The sequence below is a fragment of the Stenotrophomonas sp. 24(2023) genome, assembly GCF_030913365.1.
In the GTDB taxonomy this organism is placed as follows: domain Bacteria; phylum Pseudomonadota; class Gammaproteobacteria; order Xanthomonadales; family Xanthomonadaceae; genus Stenotrophomonas.
Map to the genome: position 1 here is coordinate 1825001 of NZ_CP133160.1, position 16225 is coordinate 1841225.

The following is a 16225-nucleotide window of genomic DNA, read 5'->3' on the forward strand; positions in this document are numbered from 1 at the left end:
TCTGCAAGATGGACAATCATCCTTCCTGCAGGCGCCTTCACAAGATACCTGCGCATACTTTCAAAGATCGGGGGAAGTGGCCTCAGCGCCGTTCCCGTGTGCTGCGAAGTTTCCTTCGTAGCGAGCCGCCCATTATAGCCGGCTTTTCCGCTTCGTCAACACCTTTTTTCAAGGCCGTCGCACCGAGGTGGACGTTGTTGCCGATGCTGCTTCGTCGTTGGACCCGAAGGTCTTTCGTCGTTGCGAGCCGCCTATTATGCCGGACTTTTCGAGTCCGTCAACACCTTCGTTCGATCATCTCGTTCGTCGGTGGTGGCGTTGCTGCCTGCGTGACTGCTTCCGAAGAAGCCGCCGTGCTGCAGCGAGGGAGCGAATTCTAGAGATCCTGACGGATTCGTCAACACCTTTCTTCAACGCTGATGACAACACCACCGGTTTCGCCCGGCATGGCATGCATGCACGCATCAGCGCGCCGTTGCCCGCGCGTTGCGCGGTCAACGGCGCAGGCGGTATCTATAGACGGTTGCACACCGGAGAACGCGCAATGCAGATGTCACCACGCCAGCCCTGGTGGCGTGACCTTTCGATGCCGGCGATCGTTGCCGGCTTCATCACCGTGCTGGTGGGATTTGCCAGCTCTGCGGTGATCGTGTTCCAGGCGGCACAGGCGGTGGGCGCCAACCAGGCGGAGATCGCCTCGTGGATGTGGGCCCTTGGCCTGGGCATGGGCGTGACCTGCATCGGCCTGTCGCTGCGTTACCGCGTGCCGGTGGTAACCGCCTGGTCCACACCCGGTGCAGCGATGCTGGTGGTGGGTACCAGCGGTGTGCCGCTGCCCGAGGCCATCGGTGCCTTCCTGCTGGCCGCCGTGCTGGGCATGCTGGTGGGTTTCTCCGGCCTGTTCGCGCGGCTGATGCAGCGGGTGCCGATGGCGCTGGCCGCCGGCATGCTGGCCGGTGTGCTGCTGCGCTTCGGGCTGGATGTGTTCTTGGCGATGAACACCGCACTGGGCATGGCGCTGGCGATGTTCGCGGTCTGGCTGGCCGGTCGCCGGCTGTTTCCCCGCTATGCGGTCATCGCCACCCTGCTGACCGGCATCGTGGTGGCGGCCGTGCAGGGCCGACTGCAGTGGCAGGGCGTGCAGCTGCAGCTGGCACACCCGGTCTGGACCCCGCCGGCGCTGTCATGGGCAGCCGTGGCCGGCATCGCCCTGCCCCTGTTCGTGGTCACCATGGCATCGCAGAACATCCCCGGCGTCGCCGTGCTGCGGGCCTCCGGCTATGACGCGCCGGTCTCGCCCGTGATCGGCTGGATCGGCGTGGTCAACACGCTGCTGGCACCGTTCGGCGCCTACGCACTGAACCTGGCGGCGATCACCGCCGCGATCTGCATGGGCCGCGATGCCCATGAGGACCCGGCCCGCCGCTACACCGCCGCCATGGCGGCGGGTGCCTTCTATGTGCTGATCGGCCTGTTCGGTGCGACCGTGGCGGCGGTGTTCGCCGCGTTCCCGAAGGAGCTGGTGGCCTGCGTGGCCGGCATCGCCCTGTTCGGCACCATCGGCAACAGCCTGGCCACGGCGCTGGCGGCCGAGCGTGACCGCGAGGCGGCCCTGGTCACGTTCCTGGTCACGGCTTCGGGCGTGTCGCTGGCCGGAATCGGTTCGGCCTTCTGGGGACTGCTGGCCGGCGTGGCCTGCCTGCTGGTGCTGCGGCCACGGGCGTGATGCCGACGGGCGGCACCACCGGCCTCAGGCGAAGCGGACGAAGAGCTCGTTGAGGACGCTCCAGCCGATACCGATGGCCAGGGCATACAGGCTGACGCCGCGGCGACGGTCGATGGCGGCATCGACGCGGGGCGGATCGCCGGGATGCAGCGCCTCGGCTCGGGCGATCACCGCGCGGCAACGCCGCAGGTAGAGTCCATTGGCTGCCAGCGCCAGCACCAGCTTCATCGCCAGCACCACCCACCACACCGCGGCGTTGGCGACGCCGGCCAGCCCGATCACGATGCCCCCGATGTAGCCGAGCACGATATACAGCACCGCAAGCAGGTACATGCGCCGGTACAGCAGCCAGTGGAAGTCGAACAGGAAGGCCGGCCAGTGCCACAGGCGCGGCCAGCCGGGCGGAACGCGATCCAGACGCCACAGCTGGACGTACACCGCGAAGTTGTTGTCGACGATCCGCGCCAGCCGGGGGTGCCGGTCATAGACGGCCATCGCCTCGTCCAGCTGTCGCTGCTCGTCCCCTTCGGCCGGAGCCGCGTAGGGGTTGATGCCCGGCAGGTCCGGCGGCGGGTTCACAGGGCGCTGCTCGACAGGATCTGGTCCATCCGGTGGCTGGCCCCGGGTGCCAGCTCGATCACGTCCGGTCCGGCGTTGGCCACTTCCAGACAGACATAGTCGTGCCAGCCTTCGCCGACATCGGCCATCTGCGCGGCCGCCTCGGCACCGGGGTTCCAGGCGACCAGGGTATGACTGCCTTCGCTGTGGATGTCGATGCGGCGCTGCAGGACCGGATCACGCAGCACGTAGTGCCCGGACGTGCCGGGATAGATGCGGTCGCTGCGGCCGGGATCGCGTGGATCACGCAGATGCCATGGGCCCTGCTGCAGGCGCGGCTGGGCATAGTCCTCGTACTTGTCCAGGTAATGCAGCCCATCGACACCGTCGACCTCCACCCGGGTGGCGTCGCCCACACGGAAATAGCTGTGCAGTGCCTGGGTCAGGGTGACTGGGTCGGCACCGGTGTTGTGGCTGTGCAGCTGCTGGTGCAGCCGGGCGCCGATGCGCAGCTGCATGGACAACCGCAGGGCCGCCGCGTCGGCACGCACCGGCACCAGTTCCAGTTCGACATCGCCATCGGGCAGGCGGCTGGCCTGCTGCAGCTGCCAGCGCGCGGTACGCACCCGGCCATGCGCGGGTGCGTCAGCCGGCTGGCCCTGGCGACCGAACCACGGCCAGCAGATAGGCACGCCACCACGGATGGGCGTGGGCAGCGCCGCCCGCGTCGGTGACAACCACAGCAGATCCGGCTGGCCGGCAGGCACATAGGACAGCAGCTGGCCACCGAATACGCTGATCACCGCCGTCGCCGAAGCGGTCTGTACCTGCCAGGCCTCAAGGCCGTGGTAGAGGCCGGTGGTCACTTCCGGGATCAACTGCATGGGCGGGCTCCGTGATATCGCCGCCGATGATGTCGTGCGATGCGGGGTGGCGGCAAGGCTTACCGGGTGCCGTTGGCGGGCGCGGCGGCGGCCTCCTGCTGCAGGGCCTGCAGGATGCGCTGGCCGGCGCGGCCATCGGCGTCGGGCCAGCCCAGGCGACGCTGTTCGATCTGGATGGCACGGCGGCTGGCAGTACCGATCATGCCGTCGGCCTCGCCGATCGCATGACCACGCGCGAGCAGCTGCTGCTGCAACTGACGGCGGCCATCACGGCCGAGACCGGGATCATCGGTGGGCCAGGCGGTGGCCAGGCCGCTGCCACCGCGCAGCTGGTCGGCCAGGGTGGCGATGGCCAGGGCGTAACTTTCGGCCGCGTTGTAGCTGTAGATGGCGTCGTAGTTGCGGAACACCAGCAGGGCCGGGCCGGTCACGCCGGCCGGCAGCAACAGGGCACTGCGGGCGTCATCGACGATGCCCGGCACGGCAAGCGTGCTGCCATCGAGCAGGGTGATGCCCTGCCCGCGCCAGTGCGACAGCGGCCTGCGCTGGGTGCGCCCGGCCTGGCTGGCAACGAAACCGGGCGGCACACGGACTTCCACGCCCCAGGGTTCACCACTGCGCCAGCCGGCGCGGGCAAGGTAGTTCGCGGTGGAAGCCAGTGCGTCGGGAACGCTGCCGACCAGATCGCGACGACCATCGCCGTCACCATCCACCGCGATGCGTGCATAGGTGCTGGGCATGAACTGGGTATGCCCGAACGCACCGGCCCAGGAACCGACCAACCCCTGCGGCTGCAGGTGGCCGGCATCGATCAGCGCAAGCAGGGCCAGCAGTTCGCCGCGGAAGAACGGCTGGCGGCGGCCAGCACAGGACAGCGTGGCCAGCGACTGCAGCAGCGGGCGCTTGCCGAACACCCGGCCGTAATCGCTCTCCACACCCCATACGGCGACGATGGTCGCAGGATCAACGCCATACTGCGCCGATACCTGCGTGAGCAGGTCACGGTGCTGTACCAGCATGGCCCGCCCGTCGTCGACCCGCTGCCGATCGACCAGCGCCGCCAGGTAATCCCAGATGGGCGTGGTGAATTCCGGCTGCGCGTCGAGCAGGCCGAGCACGCTGGGATCGGGCACCAGATCGGCGGTGAGTGCGGCAAAGCGTTCGGCGGGCATGCCCTGCTTCGCGGCGCTGGCCTGCAACCGGGCCAGGCAGGCCGTGAACGCCGGATCGGCCGGCGCCGCCGGTGCCGGTGATGCAGCGAGCAGGATCAGTACCAGGGCGATGCCGGGGCGGAACAGGCGGGGCATTGGCGTCCTCCGTGCAGCCGTTGCGAGGACCATGGTAGGCCAGGCCACCGGGGCCTGCAGCCCTTCCCCGCCGGCATGCCACTGCGCGGACCGCATCAGACCGCGCGCAGCAGGCGCAGGCCATAGGCGGGCGCGGTATCCCAGCGTGCAGCGATGGCCAGGCCGGCCTCGGCCAGCAACGCGTCGAACACCGCATCGTTGTACTTGTGGCTGTACTCCACGCGGATCGGTTCACCGGCCTGGAACACGAACACCTGGCCGCCGATGCGCACCTCCTGCAGGCGCTGGCTGACCAGATCGGTCTCGATACGCAGGGCGCTGGTGCTGTAGCGGGCGCGGTGGCGGAACGCGGTAAGGTCGAAATCGCTGCCGATCTCGCGGTTGAGCCGGCGCAGCAGATTCAGGGTGAACGCGGCGGTGACCCCATCGGCATCGTTGTAGGCCGCTTCCACAAGCACCGGATCCTTGTCCAGATCGATGCCGACCAGGGCCAGGCCGTCGTCGCCCATCGTCCGGCGCATCGCGCGCAGCAGGTTGACCGCCTGCTCGCGTTCGAAATTGCCCAGCGTGGAGCCGGGGAAGAACAGCAGGCGGCGCGCCGGTTCGCGTTCCGGTTCGGGCAGTGTGACCGGGCGGGTGAAATCGGCGCAGACCGGCAGCATTTCCACCTCCGGCAGGGCCACGGCCAGGCGATCAATGCTGGCCAGCAGCGCGGCGCGGGAAATCTCGATGGGCGTGTAGGCCACCGGATCGACCAGTGCGGCCAGCAGCAGCGCCGTCTTGCGGCCGCTGCCGCTGCCCAGTTCGACCACGTGCACGTTCGGCCCCACCGCGCGCGCCACCGCAGGCAGGCAACGCTGCAGCAGGGCCAGTTCGGTACGGGTGGGGTAGTACTCGGGGGTGCGGGTGATCTGTTCGAACAATGCCGAGCCGGCGGCATCGTAGAAATACGTGGAGGGCAGCTGGCGCGGCTGCCGTGACAGGCCGGCCACCACATCGGCCAGGATGCGCTCGCGGCTGGGGGTAAGGTCGGTCAGCGCATCACGCGCGGTCTGTACGGTGCTCATTCGGTATCCCGTGCCAGGCGCAGGCCACTGAACTGCCAGCGTGCGGGTGGGGCGAAGAAGTTGCGGTAGCTGGCGCGGACATGGCCGGCCGGCGTGGCACAGGAGCCGCCACGCAGCACCCACTGCCCGCACATGAACTTGCCGTTGTATTCGCCCAGGCTGCCGGCGAAGGTGCGGAACCCCGGATAGGGACCGTAGGCACTGCTGGTCCATTCCCATACATCGCCGAACAGCTGGCGCAGGCCTTCGCCGGCACCGGCCTGCGGGTGCAGCCGGTCATCGTCGGCGAAGTGGCCCTGTGGCGGGCGGCCCGCGGCGGCCGCTTCCCATTCGAACTCGGTGGGCAGGCGGGCGCCGGACCAGCGGGCGCAGGCGTCGGCTTCGAAATAGCTCAGGTGGCTGGCCGGCGCCTGCGGATCGAGGTCACGCCAGCCACCCAGGGTGTATTCGCGCTGCAGGGCATCATCCCAGTACAGCGGATGCTGCCAGCCCTGCGCTTCGCGCAGTGCCCAGCCTTCGCTCATCCACCAGCGCGGGTCACGGTAGCCGCCATCGTCGATGAACTGCCAGAACTCGGCATTGCTGAGCGGACGTTCGGCCAGGGTATGCGCCGGTACCAGCACCCGGTGCACCGGGGATTCGTTGTCGTAGGCAAAGCGCGCCTGCTGGGGCCACGCCGGTGCGCCGATGTCGATGATCTGTTCGCCCACGTCCTGCCAGCGCAGGGCTGCCTCGCCCGCCGGTGACGGGGCTGCGGCAAGATCCTCGCGGTAAGGGGGCTGCAGCGGGTTGCTCCACAAGGCGTGCTTGATGTCGGTCAGCAGCAGTTCCTGGTGCTGCTGCTCGTGCTGCAGGCCCAGGACCAGGTGTGGCAGGGCATGCGCCGGCACATCACCGGCCTGCAGCCGGTCAAGCAGATGGTGATCGACCTGGCGGCGGTAGTCGTGCACCTCCTGCAGGCTCGGCCGGGACAGCAGGCCACGCTGCGGGCGCGCGTGGGCCGGGCCGATACTCTTGTAGTAGCTGTTGAACAGGTAGTCCCACTGCGCATGCGCCGGCCGGTAGCCGGGCACCGCCCCCAGCACGAAGCGTTCGAAGAACCAGGTGGTGTGGGCCAGGTGCCATTTGGCCGGGCTGGCGTCGTCCATGCTCTGCACCATGGCATCTTCGGGGCTGAGCGGGGCGACCAGCTGCAGGCTGCGGGCCCGTACCTGTACATAGTGGTCACGCAGGCTGCGCAACCAGGGCGAAAGCGGGGCGACGGAAGCGCTGTCCATGCCGCGCAGGATCGGCCAGCGCAGGTGAGTACGATGTCATGGCAGGGCCGCAACGCATTCACATTGGTGCGTTCAAGTCGGGCCGATGCAGGCCGCTAACGGCTGTGCTGCAGACGCATCGCCACTGCGCTGGATCTCCGCTTGCCTGTGCACCCGTTACGCCAGCCTGCCCATTACCTGTTCACCCTTCCTGCGCTGGCGGTGGCGCTGGCGTTGTGGGCGGCCACACCGGCGACCGAAGTGGGCAGCGCCGGCCAGCACATCCTGCCGTGGCTGCTGGCCTGCCTGGGCGTCGGCCTGGCCATCGCTTACCACCAGATGCGTGCGCTGTGCCTGCTGCTGGTGATGGCGGCCAGTGCTGCGGTCCTGCACGATGATGTCGGTCATTACCTGCGCCATGGCGACGTGGCCGCGCTGACGCCGCTGCGCTTCCATGCGGTCAGCACCTGGTTGCCGTTGCTGTTCGCCGGGCATGCGGTGTGGCCCGAACGGGGCCGCCGCCGGCGCGATCTGCTGCTGCGCACCGTCATCACCGGTGCGGCGCTGGGCCTGTTCCTGCTGCTGGCCAGCCAGCAGCCGCAGGCCATGCACGATCTGTTGTCCAACCGCCACCTGGCGTGGCTGCCGGCCGGCTGGAGCGCGCTGGCGCAGCTGCCGGCGCTGCTGTTCCTGCTGGCCACCGGCCTGCTGGGCTGGCAGGCCTGGCGCCGGCCGCGGCCCCTGCACACGGCGATGCTGCTGGCGCTGCTGTGCCTGTGGTGGATGCTGCCACGGATCTTCCTGCAACCGGCGCTGCTGCCGGCCGCAAGCGTGGCCGCCCTGCTGCTGGTGCTGGCGGCGATGCTGCAGGAATCCTTCCACATGGCCTTCCGCGATGAACTGACCGGGCTTCCAGGCCGGCGTGCGTTCAATGCCTGCCTGCAGCGGGCAGGCGGTACCTTCAGCGTGGCGATGGTCGATGTGGACCATTTCAAGCACTTCAACGATACCCATGGCCATGACGCGGGCGATGACGTGCTGCGGCTGGTGGCAGCCCGCCTGGCACGGGTGGGCGATGGTGGCCAGGCGTTCCGCTACGGCGGCGAGGAATTCGCGCTGGTCTTCCTGGACCGGCCCGCACAGGCCTGCACGGGGGCCGTGGAGCAGCTGCGGGCGACGATTGCCGCCTGCCCGATGCAGCTGCGCGACCGCAGCACGCGCAGCCAGGACGATGCACTGGGCCAGCAGCAGCGCGGGCACGGCGGCAACGGAGCGAAGGTGCAGGTGACGGTAAGCATCGGCCTGGCCGACAGCCGCGGCGGGCGCTCCCCGGCGGCGGTGGTCAAGGCCGCCGACCAGGCGCTGTACGCGGCCAAGGCGCAGGGCCGCAACCGCGTGCAGGCCGACGCCGGCGCGCGGCAGCCGGACGTACGCGCTACGGACGCTCAGACCGCGTCGAGGTAGTACCAGCGGCCGTCCAGACGCAGGAAGCGGCTGTGCTCGGCCATGCGCACGGCACTGCCACCGCCGATGCGGTAGCGGGCGGTGAAGCGGACCTCGGCGCTGTCGATGCCGGTGACCGTGTGCGCGTGCACCGACAGCCCCAGCCACTGCGTGCGCTGGCCCGGCGCATCGTCCAGTGACAGCTCGGCCGGGCGTGTATCGGGGTGCCAGGTGGCCAGCAGGTAGTCGGCACGCTGCAGTACGTAAGCGCTGTAGCGCGACCGCATCAGACGCTCGGCATCCGGGGCGGGGGCGCCGGCATGGAACAGGCCGCAGCAGGCCTCGTAGCGGGCCGGCAGGCCACAGGGGCAGGCCGCGCTGGCGGCATCACGGGAAGAAGGGCTCATCATGCGGGCATTGTCGCCCGCGCCGGGCCGGGGCGACAGGCGTATGCTGTCGCGCCCTCCCGTTGGTTGGCTGCCGTGCTGGAACTGGTTCCCCCTGAGTTGTGGTGGCTGGTGGCCATCGCCTTCATCGCCGGCCTGGTCGATGCCGCGGTGGGTGGCGGTGGGCTGGTGCAGCTGCCCGGGCTGTTCACCGTGCTGCCGCAGCAGAGCCCTGCCCTGCTGTTCGGCACCAACAAGTTCAGTTCGATGTTCGGCACCGGGGCCGCGGCGTGGCGCTATGCACGCAATGTGCGCTTCCCGTGGCGGCCGGTGCTGTTCGCTGCTGCCACGGCCTTCGTGTTCTCTTTCGCCGGGGCGACGGCGGTGAGCCTGCTGCCCAAGGATGCGGTGCGACCGCTGGTGCTGGTGCTGCTGGTGGCGATGCTGGGCTACACGCTGTGGAAGAAGGATTTCGGCGCCCTGCACCGCCCGCGCGCGATCGGCCGCAGGGAGCTGCTGGTGGCGCTGGCGATCGGGGCGGCGATCGGTTTCTACGACGGCTTCTTCGGGCCGGGCACCGGCAGCTTCCTGATCTTCCTGTTCGTGCGCTTCTTCGGACTGGACTTCCTGCGCGCCTCGGCGGCCTCGAAGGTGGTCAACCTGGCCACCAACCTGGCGGCCATCTCGTTCTTCATCCCGACCGGCAACATCCTGTGGCTGTTCGCGGTGCCGATGGCGGCGGCGAACATCGTGGGTTCGGTGGTGGGCACGCGGCTGGCACTGAAGGGCGGCACACCGTTCATCCGCAAGCTGTTCGTGGCGCTGGTGGTGGTGCTGATCGCGCGGATGGGGTGGGATACCTTCCGCGGTTCGTGATCGGGCGTCATGACCTGGCAGGTGCCAACCCTGGTTGGCACGTGGGTTCCGGTCGCGAAGCGCAGCCGAGCGTGGCTCGGCGCTACAGGGAACACCGCCGGGCAGGACCCGGCGCCACCGCGTGCCGCCGAGGCACTCAGGCCTCGGCGTCTTCCGGTTCGGCCGCCTGCTGGCGGCTGCGCTCGGGCAGCTTCAGGCGCTTGCCTTCCTCGTCGTATTCGATCAGCAGCACGCCCGAATCGTGGCGGCCGCTGATTTCGACGAAGCAGGCCCCCCCGATGAACGGTTCCAGCGTCATCACCGATTTCAGCGGCGTGGCCACCACCATCTGGAAACCGAAGTTGTCGAAGATGTTCATCGCCAGGGCGGTGAACTCGTTGTCGGCCTTGTCGAAGGCTTCATCGAGCACCACGGCGGCATAGCTGGGCAGCTGGCTGTCGGCGCCGCCCAGCTGGTAGCGCAGTGCGGCCGCCAGGCAGGTGGTGGCCAGCTTCTGCCGCTGGCCACCGGATTTGCCGGCACCGCTGCGGTAGATTTCGACCTGCTGGCGCGTGTCCGCATCCAGTTCCACGCCGATGAACTCCACGTGCAGGCGCACGTCGAGCACGTTCTCACGCCAGCGCCGGTCTTCGCCTTCCTGCGAGCCGAGGCGGTTGACCAGCTGCCGCAGCACGCCGAACTGCGCTTCGGCCAGGTCACGCTGCTCGGTCTGCTGCTGGGACAGCACTTCACGCAGCTGCTGGTGGAACTCCAGCACTTCCGGCAGGCGGCGGTCGTTCAGTTCGATGGTCAGCAGCGTGCCGCGGTTGAACGGCACCTGCTCCAGGCTGGCGTTGACTTCGTCCAGGCGCTGGCCGATCGACTTGCGGGCCTCGGCGCTGTGGCGCTGCAGAGCCAGCAGGTTGTTCTTGCTCTGGTTCTGCAGCAGGTCGAAGAAGCGCTCTTCGTGCTGCGGCAGGCCATCGCGCTCCAGGCGTTCCAGGCGGGCCAGGAAATCATCGGCCGAGGCCACCGACACGGTGAAATCGCCCGATTCCTCCGGCCACTGCTGCACGAAGCGGCGGAAGCAACCCAACAGCTGGTTCTCGATGCGGTTGACGTCCTGCTGCGAGGAGGACAGCTGCTCGTTCAGCGCGTTGCTGACCTGGCGCATGTGCGCTTCGAGCGTTTCCAGGCTGAGCGGCCCCTGTTCCTGCAGGCGCGCGGCCAGGCCGGCTTCCTGTTCTTCGCCCAGGGCAGGCAGCACCAGGGCACGGCTCTGCTGGCGGGCGCGATCCAGGCGGTCGCGTTCCCGGACCAGCTGGCCGCGCTCCACGCGGGTGTCTTCGTAGGTACGGCGCGCCTGCTCGATGTCAGCACGCGCGGCGTCGATCTGCTTGGCCAGACGCTCCAGATCGGCGTTGCCTTCGCGCAGCTCACGCAGGTTGGCCTCGATGTCGGCCAGGCGCTGCAGCGGTGCGGCGACGTCGATCTCGTTCCAGCTGATGCCGACCAGCTGGTGGCAGGCCAGGCGGCGATCGTTGTCACGGTCGCGCTGGCTGCGCAGGCGCGCGATGTCGGTGTCACAGCTGGCGATGCGCTTGGCCAGTTCCTGCGCTTCCTTTTCGTAGACGGCCAGCTTGTCGCGGTTGTTGAAGCCCAGCAGCCAGCGGCGGCGATCGCCGACGGCATTGCGGTCGTCCTTCTCGAAGCGGTCGCCCGGATGCTTGACCTGGCCTTCGCGGGTGATGCCGCGATCGACGTTGCGCAGCTGCTTGGCATCCACGCACTCGTAGTCGAAGCGCTTGCCCAGCTCGCGGCGCAGCCACGGCTCGAACACATGGTCGCGCAGTTCCAGCTTGTGCAGCAGCGAGCGCGGCGAGGGATCGCGGGCGAAGGCCTCGTCGTTGCGGCGCACGCGGTAGTAGGTGAAGCGCATGCCCAGGTGGGTGCGGTTCACCCACTCGGCCACGTCGTTGTAATGGCGGTCGTCGACCAGCAGCGACTGGGCGAAACCGGACAGCACGCGCTCGATCGAGCCCTGCCAGCCGCTTTCCTCCTCGCGGACCTGGATCAGCTCGCCGACGAACGGCAGCGCGGCTTCGGAAATGCCGGTTTCCTCGGCCAGCCGGGCGCGCAGCTTCTGCAGGGGGGCGGGAATGCTGGACGGCGTGCGCTGCATCGTTTCCAGTTCCGAGCGCACGTCACCGAAACGGCGCTCGTCATCGCGCTTGCCGCCCAGGCGTTCGGTGATGGCTTCATCCAGCGCCGCTGATGCGCGCTGGCGGTCCTGCAGTTCGGCCTGCGCGGCCTCGACCAGTTCGGCGAAGCCGTGCGCGTTCTCAGGCAGCGCCTGCTGCAGTTCTTCGGCGGCGTCGCGGACCTGATCACGCTTGGCCAGGCGACGGTCGCGCTCGGCCTCGGCGCGGCCCTGCTCGCGTTCCAGTTCCTCGATGCGCTCACCGCCCTGCTGGCGGCGCTGCAGTTCCAGTTCGGCCAGGCGCGCCTGGTGGTTGTCGAGCGCGGCGCGGCGCTGCGATTCTTCGCCCAGCAGGCCGCGGTCGCGTACGTCCATTTCCTTGAGGCGTGCGTCGATCAGCTGCTGACGGCGGGTTTCGCGGAAGCTGTCGATGCCGAGCTTGAGCGACTCGTCATCCCCACGCTGGCGGGTCATCGCGCGCAGTTCACCGTAGTGCGAGCGCGCGGGCAGCAGGGTTTCGACCTGGCGGCGCGCGGTGACCACCGCCTGGTGGGCGGCATCGAGCTCGGCGAAATCGCTGACCAGGCGCTCGGCGGCGTCGAAGGTCTTGGGCGTATCCAGCATGAAGTCACGCAGGAAGACGTTCAGATCGCCGAGGTTCTTCGCCGACTGCGTCTTGTGCAGCAGGCGCAGCGCCATGTCGTTCTCGATCCCGAGCAGGTGGCGGAAGCGCTCGGCGTAGCCGGAGAAGGCATCGAAGTGATGCACGTCGGCCAGCTTCTGCTTGAGCTTGCGCAGGTCCAGGTCGAAACCGCCCAGGTCCTTGGCGATGTCGAACGGGCGCTCGGCAATCAGGTAATGCTTGCGCACATCGGCGGCGGCGGTGCCGTTGCCGGCGATCCAGAACAGGCGCACCAGGCTGACCACGCGGCCATCGCCGCTGCGGTATTCCAGCACCAGCGCCGTCCAGGTCGCGCCCTTGCGCAGGTACTGGGTGGCGATTTCACCGGTGCCGCTGTCGTGCTGGTCGGCCCATGCACCGCGCACGTAGGACACCAGGTTGCGGTCGCGGCCACTGCGCTCGGCTTCGCGGGCGGCCGCATTGAAGTCGACGATGGCCGGCGGCACCAGCAGCGCGGACATCGCATCGAGCAGGGTCGACTTGCCCGAGCCGGAGCGGCCGACGAACAGGAAGCCACGCTCGGCGATCGGCACTTCGGTCAGACCGTTGAAGGTGCCCCAGTTGTGCACCTGCAGCCGGCGCATGCGGAACTGCTGCTGGCGCGGGTCGGGCAGGCCGTCGTTGAACAGGGCGGGGGTGTGCTTGGAAATGGCCATGCGGTCGATTCGTTTCTCAGGCTTCGGCGGCCGGGGTTTCACGCAGCTGGCGGTAGACCGCCGACAGCTGGGACACATCTTCGGCGGAGAACAGCAGCTTCAGCGCCGGCGACACTTCGTGGCGGTCTTCCTGGCCGGCCAGGCGGGTCAGGATGTGGTTGTCCTTCATCTTCTGCACGGCACTGGCCACGCGGCGGTTGAAGCCGGCACGGTCGGTGGACAGGTTCTTCTCGTAGACGGCCAGGGCTTCGGCCATCTCGGCATCGGCCACCACGGCGCGGTTGCCGCGCGCATCGGCTTCGCCCAGCTGCTGGCGCAGGTACAGCAGCAGCACCGAGTCGATGAAGGTCAGCGGCGAGGTGCGCAGCAGTACCGGCGCATCGACGTCTTCGGTGTCGGCCTGGCGGGTGAAGGCCACACCGCTGTCACGGTCGAGCACCAGTTCCAGGAACAGGTCCGACAACGCGGTGCGGATGCCGGCTTCGCTGCGGATCAGCGCTGGCCACAGCTTGGCGTGGCGCAGCTGGTCGATGCTCGGGCCGATCAGCAGCTGGCACAGCGCGCGGCGCGCATCCAGCGGCAGGCGGCCGGTATCGCCCATGTAGTACACGTCGTTGCCGCGCTTGGGCTGCGCTGCAGGCACGGCCGGCTCGGCCTCATAGAGGTCTTCAACCAGATCGGCCTGCGCGGCCTCGATGGGATCTTCATGCCAGTTCATGGCGTTTCTCCTGGGTGAACCAGACCAGCGGAATGCGGGCACGGCGTACCTGGCCATCGCCGCCGCGCCAGGTGGCGAGTTCCTGTTCGCCGTCGATGACGGTGCCGAAGCGGGTACCCAGCGACAGGTAGCCGATGACGCTGCCCAGGCCCTGCGGCGCTTCGCGCTGCGCCAGTGCCTGGGCGATGCTCAACCGTGGCTGCGTGCCCAGCAGGTCATGCAGGTCCATGCGCAGGGTGCGGAAGTCGATTTCCGACGAGGCCACCAGGTCGCCGACGCTTTCCAGGCTGATCGCCGCAGCATCGTTGTACTCCACGCTGCCATCGACATCGACCGTGCGCGGGTCATGCAGCTTCCACTGCGACAGCGAGCGCAGCCGGCTGGTGGTCAGCTGCAGGTCGCGGCCGATCGAGCGCTGTGCCGGGAATTCATCGCGCAGGGCAAGGGCCTCGGACTGGGCCTGCTTGAGCAGCTGGTTGAGGCGACGCTGTTCCAGGTAGCCGCGGCTCTGCACGAAGCCGCGCAGGCTGCGTGCGAAATTCTGCAGCACGTCATGCACCTGGCCACCGCGCTCGAGCATGGTGCTGGTGAAGCCGCGCAGGAAGTTGCGTTCGTTGCGGTCCAAGCGGCGGGCGAAGCCACGGGCGAGCACGGTTTCCAGCGCTGCATCGAGCTGGGCGCTCTGCTCGGCATCGTTGAGCAGCCGCCAGAAGGCCTGGAAACTGCGGCCGGCGTCGCTCTCGCCGATGATGTCCACGCCTTCGAACAGCTTGGTCAGCACATCGCCGCGCTCACCTTCATCATCGATGATGCGTTCGCGGAAATCGCGGTTGAGCTTCTCGAAATCGTCGCGGACGCGGCGGAAATCCTCGGTCAGGTCGTCGGCCAGGCCGATGATCTGGCGCGTGCGTTCCAGCGCGCGCTTGCCGTCCAGGGCGATGACCCGGCCGGCGCTGACGCGGGCGATTTCCGCATCGATGCGCTCGCGTTCATCGCGCAGGGCCAGCAGGCGTGCATCCGGGTCGGCCTCGGTCTGCGCGGCCAGCTGCGCGAGCTGCTCGATGACCAGGGCCAGCCGGCTTTCGGTGGCTGCCGCACGGGCCTGTTCCAGGCTGTCGGCAAAGCGGATCGCCTGCATGGCCTGGGTGGAGAGCTCGTACTGTTCCTGGTCGGCGCCTTCGGGCAGGCGGCGTTCCAGCCAGCCCTGGGCCAGCCAGTGGGCGACATAGGCCTGCGCGGTACGCGGCAGGTCACGCACGAGTTCATCGCTGTTGAGCTGGTCCAGCGCGCGTTGCAGACGGTCGTGCAGGACGCCGGCCGGCAGGGTGCGCTCGCCGTCCATCAGCAGGCCCTGCAGCAGGCCGATGATTTCCGGGGCGTGGTCGGCGGCGAGCAGCTTCCATTGCGGCTGTTCACGCAGGTGGCGGTAACGGGTGATGCGTTCGCGGTGCTTCATGCAGCGACTGGGCAGGTTGCAGGACGGAGGGAAGCAGGCGGCAGCACGCCGCCACGCATGGCCACCACGGGGGCAGCCATGGGCCGGCCGGCCACGGTGGGCCGGCAGTACGGGGCCGCGCGGCTCAGCGCTTGCTGCCCACTTCGATGAAACGCAGGAACTCGGCGCGGGTGCGCGCATCCTCGCGGAAGCTGCCGAGCATCTTGGAGGTGACCATGCTGACGCCGCGCTTGTGGATGCCGCGGGTGGTCATGCACTCATGGGCGCCTTCGACGACCACGCCGACGCCGATCGGCTGCAGCACATCCTGGATGCACTGGGCGATCTGCGCGGTCATCTTTTCCTGCACCTGGAAGCGGCGGGCGTAGGCTTCGACCACGCGGGCCAGCTTGCTGATGCCCACCACCTTGCCGGCCGGCAGGTAGCCGACATGCACACGGCCGATGATCGGCGCCATGTGGTGTTCGCAGTGGCTTTCGTATTCGATGTCGCGCAGGACGATCAGTTCATCGTAGCCGGCCACTTCCTCGAAGGTGCGCTCCATGTAGGCGCGCGGGTCGTCGCGGTAGCCGCTGAACCAGTCGCCGTAGGCTTCGGCGACACGGCGGGGGGTATCCAGCAGGCCTTCGCGGGACGGGTCCTCACCGGCCCAGCGCAGCAGGGTGCGCACGGCATCCTCGGCCTGGTCCTGGGTCACGTCGCCCTGCGGGGCGGCCTTTTCGTTGTGCTTGCTCATTACGTACAGCGTCCCGAACGGGGGGCGAGCATCGTACCTGACAGGCGGGTGGGTCGTCCTGTGGGGACGGTTCATCGGGGGGCGTTGTTGGCGCGTAGCTGCTGCTGAGCGAGAGGGGGAGGGACAGGCAGGGCAGGACACGCCGTAAACCCATCCATGGGGGCTCGGTCGGCGCATCCATGCGCCTCACGGTCCTGCCCTGCCTGTCCCTCCCCCTCTCCGACAGTTTCCTGCGGGCGCGGCCGGACCGCCCGAAAGCGGGGTCAAACGCTGGGAATCATGGCTTCGGAAGCAC

The 16225-nt window shown here is 68.7% G+C and carries 13 protein-coding genes; 3 read left to right on the forward strand and 10 right to left on the reverse strand.

Going from position 1 to position 16225, the window contains the following annotated elements:
• The first annotated feature begins 544 nt into the window (after positions 1-544).
• On the forward strand, positions 545-1726 hold the full coding sequence (locus tag Q9R17_RS08040) for a benzoate/H(+) symporter BenE family transporter (RefSeq protein WP_308157888.1): 1182 nt from the start codon (positions 545-547) through the stop codon (positions 1724-1726).
• Between the two features lie 24 nt (positions 1727-1750).
• Here the strand turns inward: Q9R17_RS08040 and Q9R17_RS08045 are convergent, their stop codons facing one another.
• The 5 genes from Q9R17_RS08045 to egtB all read right to left on the reverse strand — a co-directional run bounded on the left by Q9R17_RS08045 (position 1751) and on the right by egtB (position 6819).
• Positions 1751-2305 (reverse strand): DUF2628 domain-containing protein, encoded by a 555-nt coding sequence (locus Q9R17_RS08045; protein WP_308157889.1) that lies wholly within the window; start codon positions 2303-2305, stop codon positions 1751-1753.
• Entirely contained in the window at positions 2302-3168 is an 867-nt protein-coding gene (locus tag Q9R17_RS08050) for a D-hexose-6-phosphate mutarotase (protein WP_308157890.1), read from the reverse strand. The genes Q9R17_RS08045 and Q9R17_RS08050 overlap by 4 nt, the downstream gene beginning before the upstream one ends.
• A gap of 59 nt (positions 3169-3227) precedes the next feature.
• Positions 3228-4475: a lytic murein transglycosylase gene (locus Q9R17_RS08055; protein WP_308157891.1), complete on the reverse strand. Its 1248-nt coding sequence runs from the start codon at positions 4473-4475 to the stop codon at positions 3228-3230.
• 95 nt (positions 4476-4570) lie between these two features.
• Positions 4571-5542 (reverse strand): L-histidine N(alpha)-methyltransferase, encoded by a 972-nt coding sequence (egtD, locus tag Q9R17_RS08060; RefSeq protein WP_308157892.1) that lies wholly within the window; start codon positions 5540-5542, stop codon positions 4571-4573.
• The gene (egtB, locus tag Q9R17_RS08065) at positions 5539-6819 is read right to left on the reverse strand and encodes an ergothioneine biosynthesis protein EgtB (RefSeq protein ID WP_308157893.1); all 1281 of its coding nucleotides are present in this window, start codon (positions 6817-6819) and stop codon (positions 5539-5541) included. Before egtB ends, egtD begins: the two co-directional genes overlap by 4 nt.
• 141 nt (positions 6820-6960) lie before the next feature.
• Between egtB and Q9R17_RS08070 the strand changes: the two genes are divergently transcribed.
• Positions 6961-8262 (forward strand): GGDEF domain-containing protein, encoded by a 1302-nt coding sequence (locus Q9R17_RS08070; protein WP_308157894.1) that lies wholly within the window; start codon positions 6961-6963, stop codon positions 8260-8262.
• On the opposite strand, the gene Q9R17_RS08075 is transcribed toward Q9R17_RS08070, so the two are convergent.
• Complete coding sequence (locus Q9R17_RS08075; protein ID WP_308157895.1) at positions 8244-8648, reverse strand: YchJ family metal-binding protein; 405 nt, start codon at positions 8646-8648, stop codon at positions 8244-8246. The two genes, Q9R17_RS08070 and Q9R17_RS08075, sit on opposite strands and share 19 nt — an antisense overlap.
• Before the next feature lie 75 nt (positions 8649-8723).
• On the opposite strand from Q9R17_RS08075, the gene Q9R17_RS08080 reads away from it, so the two are divergent.
• The gene (locus Q9R17_RS08080; RefSeq protein WP_308157896.1) at positions 8724-9503 is read left to right on the forward strand and encodes a TSUP family transporter; all 780 of its coding nucleotides are present in this window, start codon (positions 8724-8726) and stop codon (positions 9501-9503) included.
• A gap of 136 nt (positions 9504-9639) precedes the next feature.
• Here the strand turns inward: Q9R17_RS08080 and Q9R17_RS08085 are convergent, their stop codons facing one another.
• The 4 genes from Q9R17_RS08085 to folE all read right to left on the reverse strand — a co-directional run bounded on the left by Q9R17_RS08085 (position 9640) and on the right by folE (position 15930).
• Entirely contained in the window at positions 9640-13020 is a 3381-nt protein-coding gene (locus Q9R17_RS08085) for an ATP-binding protein (RefSeq protein WP_308157897.1), read from the reverse strand.
• Positions 13021-13036: 16 nt separating this feature from the next.
• Positions 13037-13738, reverse strand: coding sequence for a DUF4194 domain-containing protein (locus Q9R17_RS08090; RefSeq protein ID WP_308157898.1), 702 nt, complete (start codon positions 13736-13738; stop codon positions 13037-13039).
• Positions 13725-15194: a DUF3375 domain-containing protein gene (locus tag Q9R17_RS08095; RefSeq protein WP_308157899.1), complete on the reverse strand. Its 1470-nt coding sequence runs from the start codon at positions 15192-15194 to the stop codon at positions 13725-13727. The genes Q9R17_RS08090 and Q9R17_RS08095 overlap by 14 nt, the downstream gene beginning before the upstream one ends.
• Positions 15195-15318: 124 nt before the next feature.
• Positions 15319-15930 (reverse strand): GTP cyclohydrolase I FolE, encoded by a 612-nt coding sequence (gene folE, locus Q9R17_RS08100; protein ID WP_308157900.1) that lies wholly within the window; start codon positions 15928-15930, stop codon positions 15319-15321.
• Positions 15931-16225 lie beyond the last annotated feature (295 nt).